13 protein-coding genes are annotated in these 12,168 nt (G+C 71.2%); 9 read left to right on the top strand and 4 right to left on the bottom strand.

Features of this window, described 5'->3' with window-relative positions:
* Positions 1–217 precede the first annotated feature (217 nt).
* A complete protein-coding gene (locus Apa02nite_RS48450; RefSeq protein WP_203831177.1) occupies positions 218–1,201 on the top strand; it encodes an aldo/keto reductase in 984 nt (327 codons plus the stop codon).
* A 40-nt stretch (positions 1,202–1,241) separates the two neighbouring features.
* Here the strand turns inward: Apa02nite_RS48450 and Apa02nite_RS48445 are convergent, their stop codons facing one another.
* The gene (locus tag Apa02nite_RS48445; protein WP_067707964.1) at positions 1,242–2,468 is read right to left on the bottom strand and encodes a pyridoxal phosphate-dependent aminotransferase; all 1,227 of its coding nucleotides are present in this window, start codon (positions 2,466–2,468) and stop codon (positions 1,242–1,244) included.
* A gap of 288 nt (positions 2,469–2,756) precedes the next feature.
* Between Apa02nite_RS48445 and Apa02nite_RS48440 the strand changes: the two genes are divergently transcribed.
* From Apa02nite_RS48440 to Apa02nite_RS48405, 8 genes are all read left to right on the top strand, one after another.
* Positions 2,757–4,226 (top strand): alpha-amylase family protein, encoded by a 1,470-nt coding sequence (locus Apa02nite_RS48440; protein ID WP_203831176.1) that lies wholly within the window; start codon positions 2,757–2,759, stop codon positions 4,224–4,226.
* Between the two features lie 180 nt (positions 4,227–4,406).
* The gene (locus Apa02nite_RS48435) at positions 4,407–5,612 is read left to right on the top strand and encodes a DUF3500 domain-containing protein (protein ID WP_239165106.1); all 1,206 of its coding nucleotides are present in this window, start codon (positions 4,407–4,409) and stop codon (positions 5,610–5,612) included.
* Positions 5,612–6,127 (top strand): hypothetical protein, encoded by a 516-nt coding sequence (locus Apa02nite_RS48430; protein ID WP_203831175.1) that lies wholly within the window; start codon positions 5,612–5,614, stop codon positions 6,125–6,127. Before Apa02nite_RS48435 ends, Apa02nite_RS48430 begins: the two co-directional genes overlap by 1 nt.
* On the top strand, positions 6,109–6,900 hold the full coding sequence (locus tag Apa02nite_RS48425) for a HupE/UreJ family protein (protein WP_203831174.1): 792 nt from the start codon (positions 6,109–6,111) through the stop codon (positions 6,898–6,900). Before Apa02nite_RS48430 ends, Apa02nite_RS48425 begins: the two co-directional genes overlap by 19 nt.
* Before the next feature lie 50 nt (positions 6,901–6,950).
* The gene (locus tag Apa02nite_RS48420; protein WP_067707958.1) at positions 6,951–7,553 is read left to right on the top strand and encodes an Rv1733c family protein; all 603 of its coding nucleotides are present in this window, start codon (positions 6,951–6,953) and stop codon (positions 7,551–7,553) included.
* A 56-nt stretch (positions 7,554–7,609) separates the two neighbouring features.
* On the top strand, positions 7,610–8,221 hold the full coding sequence (locus Apa02nite_RS48415; RefSeq protein WP_203831173.1) for an HAD-IA family hydrolase: 612 nt from the start codon (positions 7,610–7,612) through the stop codon (positions 8,219–8,221).
* A 19-nt stretch (positions 8,222–8,240) separates the two neighbouring features.
* A complete protein-coding gene (locus Apa02nite_RS48410) occupies positions 8,241–8,684 on the top strand; it encodes a helix-turn-helix transcriptional regulator (protein ID WP_203831172.1) in 444 nt (147 codons plus the stop codon).
* A gap of 10 nt (positions 8,685–8,694) precedes the next feature.
* Positions 8,695–9,099, top strand: coding sequence for a VOC family protein (locus tag Apa02nite_RS48405; RefSeq protein WP_203831171.1), 405 nt, complete (start codon positions 8,695–8,697; stop codon positions 9,097–9,099).
* Positions 9,100–9,104: 5 nt separating this feature from the next.
* On the opposite strand, the gene Apa02nite_RS48400 is transcribed toward Apa02nite_RS48405, so the two are convergent.
* Genes Apa02nite_RS48400 through Apa02nite_RS48390 form a run of 3 tightly spaced genes read right to left on the bottom strand, consistent with a single transcriptional unit; the run spans position 9,105 to position 12,168 of the window.
* Entirely contained in the window at positions 9,105–9,479 is a 375-nt protein-coding gene (locus Apa02nite_RS48400; RefSeq protein ID WP_203831170.1) for a VOC family protein, read from the bottom strand.
* Between the two features lie 47 nt (positions 9,480–9,526).
* Positions 9,527–11,209 carry a GAF domain-containing sensor histidine kinase gene (locus Apa02nite_RS48395; protein WP_239165105.1) on the bottom strand — a complete coding sequence of 561 codons (1,683 nt, stop codon included), beginning with the start codon at positions 11,207–11,209 and terminating at the stop codon, positions 9,527–9,529.
* 41 nt (positions 11,210–11,250) lie between these two features.
* On the bottom strand, positions 11,251–12,168 hold the full coding sequence (locus Apa02nite_RS48390; RefSeq protein WP_203831169.1) for a type II secretion system F family protein: 918 nt from the start codon (positions 12,166–12,168) through the stop codon (positions 11,251–11,253).

The raw sequence follows: 12,168 nt of genomic DNA, 5'->3' as shown, positions 1-12,168 counted from the left end.
GGGCCGCGCTGGGCTGGGCCGCGCTGGGCTGGGCCGCGCTGGGCTGGGCCGCGCCGGGCTGGGCCGCGCCGGGCTGGGCCGCGCCGCGCCGCGCCGCGCCGGGCTGGGCCGCGCTGGGCTGGGCTGGGCTGGGGGAGGGGTGGGAGGGGAACGGGGTAATGGCAGGGACCCCCTCTGGGGCGGTGGATCGGGGTGGGGGGTCGTAGCGTTTCGTGACATGCAGATGAGAGCACTTGGGGGCCTGACGGTCTCCGCGGTCGGGTTTGGCGCGATGGGGATGAGTCATGGCTATGGGCCCGGGCCGGACCGGGACGCGAACATCGCCCTGCTGCGGACCGCGGTCGAGCGCGGTGTCACCCTCTTCGACACCGCTGAGGTGTACGGCCCGTGGGTGAACGAGGAGCTGGTCGGTGAGGCCCTCGAACCGTTCCGCGGGCAGGTGGTGATCGCCACCAAGTTCGGGTTCGCGATCGAGGAGCAGGGGCGGCAGAGCGGCGTGGACAGCCGGCCGGAGAACATCCGGCGGGTCGCCGAGGCGTCGCTGCGGCGACTCAGGGTGGACACGATCGACCTGTTCTACCAGCACCGGGTCGACCCGGACGTGCCGATCGAGGACGTCGCCGGCGCGGTCCGGGAGCTGATCGAAGCGGGCAAGGTACGGCACTTCGGGATGTCCGAGGCGGGCACCGCGACGATCCGCCGGGCGCACGCCGTGCAGCCGGTCACCGCGGTGCAGAGTGAGTATTCGCTGTGGTCGCGCCAGCCGGAGGGCGGGCTGCTGGACACCCTGGCCGAGCTGGGCATCGGGTTCGTGCCGTTCAGCCCGCTGGGCCGCGGCTTCCTGACCGGGAAGATCGGCGCGGACACGGTCTTCGCCGAGAACGACATGCGCAACGGGCTGCCGCGGTTCTCGGCGGATGCGCTGGCGGCGAATCAGGCACTGGTCGAGCTGATCGGGCGGATCGCGGACGGCAAGGGCGCGACGCGAGCGCAGATCGCGCTGGCCTGGCTGCTGGCCCAGCGGCCGTGGATCGTGCCGATCCCGGGGACCCGGCGCCTGGAGCGGCTGGACGAGAACCTCGGCGCGGTCGAGGTCACGCTGAGCCCGGCCGACCTCGACGAGATCGAGACGGCGGCCGCGAAGATCGAGGTGCAGGGCGAGCGCTACCCGGAGCAGATGGAGCGGATGACCGGCCTCTGAAAAGCAGAAGAAGAGGCCGGCCCCCGGAGAGCGAGGAAGATCAGGCGATCGCGGAGCGGCGGCCGACGTACTCGGACTTGTCCTCGTACTGCTCGGTCCAGCGGCGGCTGCTCGACTCGAGGGGGTCGGAGTCGTAGACCGAGCGGCCCTGGAAGCGCTGCGCGTAGTCGAGCATGCCGTCGACCAGCCGGTCCACGTCCGGGGCCTGCCGCACCACGAGGCGCATGAACTGGCTGGTCATGCCGAGCTTGTTGCCGCATTCGCGGGTCATGATGCCGTGGTTGGCGACCAGGTAGTCGCGCAGCGCCACCCCGGACCACTCGGTCGGCAGCTTGACCAGGAAGAAGTTGCCCTGCGACGGGAAGACCGTGAGGCCGGGGATGCGCTGCAGCTCGCGGCCCATCGACCGGCGGTCGCGGCTGAGCAGGCGCAGGCTCTCCTCGTACTCCATCTCGTGGTCCTGGATCATGTGGACGACCTTCTCCGCGAGGGAGTTGAGGTTCCACTTCGGCAGCATCTTCGCGATCTTGCTGGCGATCGCCGGGTTGGACAGCATGTAGCCGAATCGGATGCCGTGCAGGCCGAAGTTCTTGCCGAGGGACTTGAGCACGATCGCGTTCGGGCGGATCACCGCGTCCGGGCCGACCGAGGGGAAGCGTTCGGCGTCGGAGAAGTCGATGAACGACTCGTCGACGATCACCAGGTCGAGGTCGCTGAGCTGGTCCATGAACCGGATGACGTCCCGGCGCGGCAGGTAGTTGCCGTCCGGGTTGTTCACGTTGCAGATCACCGCGACCCGCGAGCGGCGTTCCCGGATGAACTCGACGTACTCGTCCAGGTCGAGCCGGAAGCCGTCGCGCTCCTGCAGCGGGAACATGTCCACCCGCTTGCCGGTCTCGAGGGGCTGGTCGGTCCACCGGCCGAACGTCGGGATCGGGATGGCCAGGCTCTCCTTGACCAGCAGGTGGTCGATCCAGGTGATCAGCTCGGTGGAGCCGTTCGCCATCGCCACCGTCTGCGGGTGCAGGTTGAGCACGCTGGCCAGCTTCTTGGTGATGGTGGCCGAGTCGCTCGGGTAGTACTTCAGGATGCTCTTCAGCTCCCGGCCGAGCTCGTCGAACATCTCCGGGGTGGGGAAGTACGGGTTGCACGGGATGCAGAAGTCGACGATCTCCGCGCCTTCCCCGGCGGCTCTCGCCAGGTCGAAGTAGGACGCGCTGTGCGATCCCTTGTGCAGGATCGACGTGTCGATTCCGGTCCGTGCCACGGTGACCTCCCGATAACCCCTCGGTGATGCTGCCGCCACCCAGTACGGGAGTCGGAGCCCGATCGTTCACAACTTCGTTGATCCCCATGGAGGCTTAATCCGGAGGAAAGGAACGACAATGCGGGGGATCCTGCGTACCGGGTTGATCGGTTTCGTGGTGCTGGGTTCGGTGACCGTCGCGGACGAGGTACGGGCGGCTCCGGCCGCCGGAGTGACGGCCCGGACGGTCGACCGGCCGGCACCGGCATCCGGGATGTTGAAAGGCGTTCGCCTTGCTACCGTGACGTCATGACCGGCTGGCCGGCCACCCCGGCCATCTACGAGATCGACACCTGGCCGTGGCTGGTCGGCCTGGGCCGCCGTCTCGGCCGCACCGTCACCCTGTCCGATGTGCCGGGCGAGGTCTGGGACGAGGTGGCCGCGCCCGGGATGCACGCGGTCTGGCTGATGGGCGTCTGGGAGCGCAGCCCGGCCGGGCTGGCCGTGGCCCGTGCCGACGAGGGGCTGCAGCGGGCGTTCCGGCACGCGCTGCCCGACCTGACGCCGGAGGACGTGGTCGGCTCGCCGTACTGCGTGCGGCGGTACCGGGCCGACGAACGTCTGGGCGGGCCGGCCGGGCTCGCCACCGCGCGGGCCGAGTTGCGCCGGCGTGGGCTGAAGCTGGTGCTCGACTACGTGCCCAACCATGTCGCCCCGGACCATCCCGCGGTGACCCGGCATCCGGACTGGTTCATCCAGGGCGCCGAGGAGGACCTGGCCCACGCGCCGTCCGACTGGTTCCGGGCCGGTGACCGGGTGATCGCGCACGGCCGGGACCCGTATTTCGCGCCGTGGCCGGACGTGGCCCAGCTGAACGCGTTCGCGCCGGGGATGCGGGCGGCGACGCTGGCCGGGATGTCGGACATCGCCGAGCAGTGCGACGGCATGCGCTGCGACATGGCGATGCTGATGACGAACGACATCTTCGCCGGGACCTGGGGGAAGTACGCGGGCCCGAGACCTGCCACCGAGTTCTGGCCCGAGCTGATCGGCCGCCTGCGGGAACGGCACCCGGGCCTGGTGCTGATCGCCGAGGTCTACTGGGACACCGAGTGGCTGTTGCAGCAGCAGGGCTTCGACTTCTGTTACGACAAGCGGCTCTACGACCGGCTCGCGCACGAGGACGCCGCCTCGGTCCGCAAGCACCTGGAGGCGGGCCGCGACTACCAGGACCGGCTGATCCGTTTCCTGGAGAACCACGACGAGCCGCGGGCGGCCGCGACGACGCCGGGCGGGCGGGGCCGGGCCGCGGCGGTGGCGCTGTCCACCCTGCCGGGTGGGACGCTCTGGCACGACGGGCAGTTCGAGGGCCGGCGCACGCACCTGCCGATCTTCCTGGCCCGGTATCCGGACGAGCCGGCCGACGCGCGCCTGCGGGACTTCCACCGCCGGTTGGTCCGGGTGGCCGCGACCGTACGCCGGGGTGACTGGCGGCAGGTGCCGACGCACGGCTGGGCGGACAACCCGACGCATCAGGACATGCTGGCCTGGGCCTGGCACGACGGCCGGGTGCCGCGGGATCTGACCGTGGTCAACTACTCCGGGCGGCCGGCGCAGTGCCGGGTCGAGCTGCCCTGGCCGGAACTGGCCGGGCGGGCCTGGCGGCTGGCCGACCGGATGGACGGCCGGGTCTTCGAGCGTTCCGGCAGTGAACTGGCCGCCGACGGTCTCTATGTCGACCTGCCGGCGTGGGGATTCCACATCCTTTCTTTTGAATGACCTGTGCTGAAGCTGTAAATTTCCCATGCATATTTCCTTTCAGCGTTTTCGCAGCTGGGGACATATTGACAGGGTTCCGATAAGGAACTCATAGGCGTAATTCGCTATTGACGGGTTGCTTTCCCTGAGTTGGGTTGTCAACAATCCTGTTGCCGATCCACTTTCTCTTGAGGAGCATCCGTGAAGCATCCACAGGCCTGGCGCGGCGTGGCCCTCGCCGCGACCGCCCTCGCCGTCCTCGGCGCCGGCATCGCCACCGCGAACGCCGCGACCGTCGACACCAAGGGCGGTGCGGCGAACAATCAGGCGAAGGCCGCCCCGAAAGACCCGACCCGGGGCGCCAAGGGGGTCGCGGGACTGGTGAACGCCGCCAACGCTTTCCTGGACACACTCAGCGACGACCAGAAGGCCGAAGTCCTCATCGACTTCACCGCGGAGAACGCCGCCGCCTGGTCGAACCTGCCGTGTGCCGGCACCTGCCGTCCCGGCATCGCGCTCGGTGACCTCACCGCGGAGCAGCTCACCGCCGCGAAGGCGGTGCTGACGGCGGCCACCGGCACCGGGACGGGCACCGGCATCGACCAGATCAACGACATCCTGGCCGCCGACGACCTGCTCGCCGCGGACTACGACCCCTCGACCGGCCCGGGCGGCGGCGGAGGCCCAGCGCCGTCAAGCGATGCGTCGGCGGCTCCGGCACCCTCCGCGCCGTCGGGCGGGATGGGCGCCTTCCAGTACGGCAGCGGCTACTACTACCTCGCCTTCCTCGGCACCCCGTCGCTGACCGGCACCTGGGAGCTCGGCTTCGGCGGGCACCACCTGGCCGTGCACGTCACGTACAAGAATGGCAAGGGTGTCAGCGCCAGCCCGTTCTTCATCGGCGTCGAGCCGATCAGTTACACCGGCGCCGACGGCGCCACCGTCGAGGCGATGGCCCGGCAGAAGAACGCGATCGCCGCGCTCACCGGCAGCCTCAGCGCCAAGCAGCTGACCGCCGCCACGCTGACCGAGTCGTTCGGCGACGTGCTGGTAGGCCCGCAGCAGGACGGCAACTTCCCGGCGACCAAGGAGGGCGTCGCGGTCCGGACGCTCGCGCCGAAGCAGAAGAAGCTGGTCCTCGACGCGATCAAGCCGTGGGTCGCGGTGGCCGACGACGCCACCGCGCAGCAGCTGCTGAAGGTCTACGAGTCCGAGCTGGACCGGACGTTCGTCAGTGTCTCCGGCGGCACCGGCTACGACACCCAGGGCGACTACGTGCGGATCGACGGCCCGAGCGTCTGGATCGAGTTCGTGGTCCAGAACGGCATCGTCTACCAGGACCAGGTCCACTACCACACGGTCTACCGCGACCACACCCGTGACTACGGTGGAGAGTTCTCCTTCTGATGCGACGGGCACTCATCACCGCGCTGGTGGTGACGGCGGCGCTCCTGTGCGGAGCGTCGCCGGCCTCGGCGCATCCCCTGCCGCACTCGGTGGTCCTGCTCGACGTGCACGAGACGTCGGTGACCGCGCACCTGCAGCTGCCGGCCGGCGACCTGGAGCTCGCGCGCAGGGGCGAGCCGATCTCGGCGTATCTGGCCGCGCACATCACGCCGGTCACCACCGACGGCCGGGCCTGGACCGTCGCGATCGGCGATCTCGCGGTCGGCCGGGCCGAGCAGACCTCGACCGGTCCCTATCAGGAGGTCGTCGCCACGGCGACGCTGACACCGCCACCGGGCGGCGACCTCAGGCACTTCATTTTTTCGTACGACGTGATCGTGCACCAGGTGGTCACCCACACCGTCCTGGTCTCGGTCCGGCAGGACTGGGCCGCCGGCCGGGTGGAGTCGGAGGCCGTGCAGGTCGGCGCGATCGCGATCGACAGCCGCACCATGACGTGCCGGCGCTGGACGTGAACCTGGCACACGGCAGCACCTGGTCGGGCTTCGTGGCCATGGTGAAGCTGGGTGGCGGTCACATCCTGGCGGGCACCGATCACCTGCTCTTCCTGCTGATCCTGCTGCTGCCCGCCCCGCTGCTGGCGGCCGGCGGGCGCTGGCGTGGCCCGGCCGGCACCCGGGCGGCGGCCGGCCGGATCGGGCGTACGACGCTGGCGTTCACCGCCGGGCACTCCGTGGCGCTGGCCCTGAGCGCGCTGACCCACCTGGACATCCCGGCGTGGCCGGTGGAGGCGTTCATCGCGGCGAGCATCCTGATCGGCGCGCTTCATGCCGTACGCCCAATTTTTCCTGGTCGTGAAGCGGCCGTTGCCGGAATCTTCGGTCTGGGGCACGGCATGGCCTTCTCTTTCACCCTCGCCGAGATGCAGCTGTCCACCGGGCGGCTCGCGCTGAGCCTCTTCGGGTTCAACCTCGGCATCGAGCTGGTCCAGCTCGCCCTGGTCGCCCTCGCGCTGCCGGCGCTGGTGGTGGTCGCCCGGACCCGGATCGGACCGGGTTCCCGGATCGCCGGCGCCACCGTCACCGGAGTGGCCGCGACGGGGTGGCTGGTCGCCCGGCTGGGCTACCCGAACCCGGTCGCGGCCGCGGCTGACGCCGTGGGCGCGCGCACCACCCCGCTGCTGCTCGTGCTGACCGCGACAACCCTCACCGCACTGATCTGGACGCTCGCCGGTCTCCGTACCCGTTCAGTGCGGCGATGTGCGTCGTCCGGGGTCGCTTCCGGGTGATGCTCACCCGGGGGTCGCGGGTTGGAGCCGCGGGGAGAGGGAGCAGAGAGATGATCGGGCTACGGGTCACACGCCGGCTCGGCTGGGAACGCAACGTGCTGCGCCGCACCACGGACCGCGTCGAGAGTCTGCTGGTGTTCGTGCTGGTCTTCACGTTCCTGGCGGGTGCGCCGCTGCTGGCCTGGTGGGCCGGTGCGGCCGGGTACCGGTCGGACCTGCGGGCGCAGCAGTGGGAGCGGGAGCACGTCTTCCGGGTGGACGCGGTGCTGGCCGAGGACGCCGGGACGATCGGCGCCACCGGCACCCGGACCGCCGCGCCGCAGGCCGCGCACGCCGTCTGGACCGGGCCGGACGGGTCGGCGCACCGCGGCATCGTGCAGACCGGCGTCGAGCCGGTCCGGGCCGGCAGCCGGGTGACGATCTGGGTGGACGACGCGGGCGGCCTGCAGGTGCCGCCGGTCCGCCGGAACCCGACGTCGCAGGCGGTCCTGGTCGGGCTGGCCGCGACGATCTGCCTGGCCGCCGGGCTGGTCGGGCTGCACCGGGCCGGGCTGGGGCTGCTGGACCTGCAACGGGACCGGTCCTGGGCACGGGAGTGGCGCCGGGTCGGCCCGCGGTGGAGCCGGGACCGGCGCTGGGGCGGGCGGCGCTGACCCGGCCCCGTTTATGCTCTGGGGAAGAGGATAAACGGGGAGCGCGGGAGGGTGACGTGGAGCTGTCGGGAATCCGGGCGGTGCTGCTCGACATGGACGGCACGCTCGTCGAGTCGCACGCCGCGGTCGAACGGGCCTGGCGCGTCTGGTCCGCCGAGTACGGAGTGGACCCGGACGCGGTCATGATCGTCGCGCACGGCGCGCCGGCCGGGACGACAGTCCGGACGTTCCTCCCGGCCGCCTCCTCCGGCGATGTCGTCAACGCCGCCGCGGCCCGGCAGCTGGCGCTGCAGTACGACGATCTGTCCGACGTGACCCCGGCCACCGGCGCGGCCGAACTGCTCGGCACGCTGGCCCGGCGCGGTCTGCCGTGGGCCGTGGTGACCAGTGCCGACGTCCGCCTGGCGAAGGCCCGGCTGGGCGCCGCCGGGATCACCCCGCCGCTGCTGGTCACGGTCGAGGACGTGGCGGCCGGCAAGCCCGCACCGGACGGATACCTGCAGGCCGCCGCGGCGCTCGGGGTCGCGCCGGCGGACTGCCTGGTGGTGGAGGACGCCGAGGTGGGCGTGCGGGCCGGCCGGGCGGCCGGTGCGCTGACCGTGGGCCTGCGCGGCCTGCCCGCCGACCTCACCGTCGACGATCTGGCCGAGCTGGCCCGCATGCTCTGATCCGTGGCACGATGCGGAGGTGAGCGGCACGTCCTCGCACGAGCAACGACTGCGGGACCTCGTGCGCCTGCGCCGGGTCCGCGACCGGATCGACCGTGACTACGCTCAGCCGCTCGACGTCGAGGCCCTGGCCCGCGGGGCCAACATGTCCGCCGGCCACCTCAGCCGCGAGTTCAAGACCGCCTTCGGCGAATCACCGTACGGGTACCTGATGACCCGGCGGATCGAGCGGGCGATGTCGCTGCTCCGCCGGGGCGACCTGAGCGTGACCGATGTCTGTTTCACCGTCGGGTGTTCGTCGCTGGGCACGTTCAGCACCCGGTTCACCCAGCTGGTCGGCATCTCACCGAGCGCGTACAAGAAGAGCGCCGCGGACGCCACCGAGGGCATCCCGTCCTGCGTGGCCAAACAGGTCACCAGACCGGTCAGGAATAGAGAAGCCCGGGCGTCGTCCGGTTCCTAGCATGGTCGGCATGGACATCAGAATTCATGCGAGTTTCCTCCCGCACGTCGACCCGGACGCCGCGCTCGGCTTCTACCGCGACGTCCTCGGCTTCGAGGTCCGCAACGACGTCGGCTACGGCGGGATGCGCTGGATCACGGTCGGGCCGAAGGGGCAGCCCACCTCGATCGTGCTGCACCCGCCGGCCGTCGATCCGGGCATCACCGAGGACGAGCGCCGGGTGATCGCCGAGTTGATGGCGAAGGGCAGCTTCGCGGCGCTGACCCTGGCCACCGAGGACCTCGACGGGGTCTTCGAGCGGCTGGTGGCCGGCGGCGCCGAGGTGGTCCAGGAGCCGGCCGACCAGCCGTACGGCATCCGGGACTGCGCGTTCCGCGACCCGGCCGGGAACCTGATCAGAATCAACCAGAGTTAGCCGGATCAAGCAGAGTTGGACCAGCTGCGGGTGGACAGGACCAGGCGGTACCCGTCCGGGTCCTGCACGGTGACGCCCCAGCGGTCCCAGTACTCGCCCTGGGAGACGACCGTCCCGCCGTGCTCGGTCAGGCGCTCCACCAGGGCCGGGTCGACCGGTTCGCCCAGGTAGAGGACGAGCAGGTCCTCCTCGGTCGGCGCCGGCCGGAGGTCACCGGCGACCAGCTCCAGGTGCCAGGACGCGCCCCGGGGTCCGGCCATCAGCAGGTCCGGCTTGCGGAACAGCTCGGCCAGCCCGAGCCCGTGGACGTAGAACCGTTCGGCGGCGGCCAGGTCGGTGCACGGGCGGGCGATCCGTACGGTCGCGTCATCGATCGTCATCGGGAGATCCTGCGACTTCGAGCCCGGTTGAGGTCAAGGGCGCGCGCTCAGCCCGGCAGGACCAGCGGCATCCGCAGCCGGACCGCGGTGCCGCCGCCCGGCACGTCGTCCAGCTCGATCGTCCCGCCGTGCCGCTCCACGATCCGCAGGCAGGTGGAGAGCCCGATCCCGTGGCCCTTGCGGGACTCCGGATCCACCTGCGCGAACATGTCGAAGATCCGGGCACGGTGCTCGGCCGGGATGCCCATCCCGTTGTCGGTGACCACGATGTGCCACCCGTCCGGCTCGGCGGAGCAGCTGATCCTGATCCGCGGGCGCCGGTCCGGGTGCCGGTACTTGATCGCGTTGTCCACCAGGTTCTGCAGCAGCTGGCGGATCAGCGTGTGGTCCCCGGTGATCACCGGTAGCCGGCCCTGCACCCCGACGTCGGCCTGTCCGCTCTCGATCAGGGTGCGCAGGTCCGCGGTGACCTGTTCGACCACGTCGTTCAGGTCGACCTCGCCGGGCTGGCACGGCGCGTGCCCGGCCCGGGCGTAGCTGAGCAGCGCCTGGACCAGCTGCTGCATCCGTTCCACGGCCCGCAGCGCGCCGCCGACCCACTTGGCGGCCCGGGCGTCCAGGTGCTTGCCGTACGCCTCGTCCAGCAGGTCGAGGTAGCCGTGCGCCCCGGCCAGCGGGCGGACCAGGTCGTGGCTGACCGCGGCGGCGAAACCCTCCAGCTCGTCGTTGGACCGTTCCAGCTCGACCACCGCGGCCTGCAGCTGCTCCTCGCGCAGCGCCACCTCGGTGTGCGCCTGCTCCAGCCGCCGCCGGTAGACCCGGTCGGAGGTGATGTCGGTGAGCGCCACGACCGCGCCGATCCGCTCGCCGGTGTCGGCGAACATGGCCCGGCCGCTGGCCAGCACCGAGATGTACTCGTCGGAGGCGGTCCGCAGGATCATCTCGGCGCCGTCCAGGTAGTTCTCGCGCAGCACCCGCTGCAGCGGAGTCTCGTCCTCGGCCAGCGGGGTGACCCCGTCCGGCCGGAACATCCGGTACCGGCCCCGGTCCCGGGACGGGAGTTCGTTGCTGAGCTCGACGCCGCCCCACCGGCGGGCGGCCCGGTTCAGCACGGTCAGCTCACCGGTCTCGTCGGACGCCGCGATACCCACCTCGACCGTCTCCAGCACGGTGTCGATGAATTTGCGGTTGCGTTCGGACTCCGCGGCCATCGCGGCGTTGAGCCGGGCCTGGCGGCGCCGTTCGAAGAGCCCGACCAGCACCGCGCCGAGGTCCTCGAGCCGGGCGAGCTGCTGGTCGGTGAGGGTCCTCGGCACGAAGTCGAAGACGCAGAGCGTGCCGAGCACGTAGCCGCCCGGGGTGACCAGCGAGGTGGACGCGTAGAAGCGGACCTTGCCCAGCCGGCCGTCCACCTGCGGATGGTTCGCGTACCGCGGGTGCAGGGTGGCGTCCGGGATCTGGATGGTGCCGCCCTCGAGGAAGTGCACGCCGCACATCCCCTCGTCGCGGGGCATGGTGCCGCCCTCGTAGCCGACCGTGGTGAGCGAGCACTGGCGGTTCTCGTCGATCAGGTTCAGCGTCGCGCGTGTCACACCGGCCACCACCGAGGCGACCCGGACGACCGCGGACAGCTCGTCGTCGGCCGGCTCGTCGAGCAACTGGTACTCGTGCAGCGCCGCGAGCCGGTCCTGTTCCAGGTCCCGGAACGGCAGATCGATGAGAGCGGTCACACCCGTTGTTCGGCATTTCCGGGCCCGGGATTAGTGATCTGCTATTTGAAGGCGGCCATCAGGTTCAGCACGGCCGGCCCGATCAGGATCACGAAGATCGCCGGCAGCATGCAGAAGATCACCGGGAAGATCAGCTTGATCGGCACCTTCTGTGCCATCTCCTCGGCCCGCTGCCGCCGCCGGGCGCGCTGGTCCTGTGAGTGCTCGCGGAGGATGTTGGCCACCGAGATGCCCAGCTCGCCGGCCTGCACCAGCGCAGTGACCAGGCGTTTCAGGTCGCGGACCGTGGTCCGGGCGGCGAGCGAGCGCAGCGCGTCGGACCGGGACACGCCGAGCCGCATCTCCTGCAGCACCCGGCGCAGCTCGTCGGCCATCGGGCCGGTCAGGCTCCGGCCGATGTGATCCATCGCGGCGTCCAGGCCCAGGCCCGCCTCCACCCCGATGACCAGGGCGTCCATCACGTCCGGCAGCGACCGCTGGACCTTCTCCTGCCGTTTCACCCCGGCGTTGTAGAGCATCAGCCGGGGCAGGAAGAAACCGAGCGCCAGGCCGCCGAGCGCGCCCAGCAGCGCGCCCCCGTCGGGCGCCAGGGCGTTCCCGACCGCGGAGCAGAAGGCGGAGGCCCCGACGGTGGCGAACGGCCGTAACCGGATCACCCGGCTCAGCGGCCAGGCGGCCGGGTTGCCGGCGTAGTCCAGGCCCTGTGCCAGCCGCGTCCGGTCCTGGTCCGAGGTGATCGCGTCACCCAGCCGCTCCACCAGGACCCGGGTGATCGAGCGGATCCGGCGAGTGATCGGGTGCGAGGCCTGCACCTGGATCGACCCGCCGCTGCCGTACTGGGACAGTGCCCGCAGCAGGCGGTCGCGGCGTGGCGCGGGCAGCACCGCGGCGGCCGCGGCGAGCAGCACGGCGGCGGCCATCCCGATCGCCGCGCCGAGCGCGATGACGTAGCCGCTCAC

The sequence above is a fragment of the Actinoplanes palleronii genome (assembly GCF_016862315.1).
GTDB classification, from domain to species: domain Bacteria; phylum Actinomycetota; class Actinomycetes; order Mycobacteriales; family Micromonosporaceae; genus Actinoplanes; species Actinoplanes palleronii.
The sequence above is the reverse complement of the archived record's forward strand: the minus strand, read 5'-3'. Positions and strand labels throughout refer to the sequence as shown.

What these genes read in the sequence shown, in the direction of transcription:
- Apa02nite_RS48420 (WP_067707958.1), top strand. Translation starts at nt 6,951, where the DNA reads ATGATCGGGCTACGGGTCACACGCCGGCTCGGCTGGGAACGCAACGTG.
- Apa02nite_RS48440 (WP_203831176.1), top strand. Translation starts at nt 2,757, where the DNA reads ATGACCGGCTGGCCGGCCACCCCGGCCATCTACGAGATCGACACCTGG.
- Apa02nite_RS48400 (WP_203831170.1), bottom strand. Translation starts at nt 9,479, where the DNA reads ATGACGATCGATGACGCGACCGTACGGATCGCCCGCCCGTGCACCGAC.
- Apa02nite_RS48405 (WP_203831171.1), top strand. Translation starts at nt 8,695, where the DNA reads ATGGACATCAGAATTCATGCGAGTTTCCTCCCGCACGTCGACCCGGAC.
- Apa02nite_RS48430 (WP_203831175.1), top strand. Translation starts at nt 5,612, where the DNA reads ATGCGACGGGCACTCATCACCGCGCTGGTGGTGACGGCGGCGCTCCTG.
- Apa02nite_RS48450 (WP_203831177.1), top strand. Translation starts at nt 218, where the DNA reads ATGCAGATGAGAGCACTTGGGGGCCTGACGGTCTCCGCGGTCGGGTTT.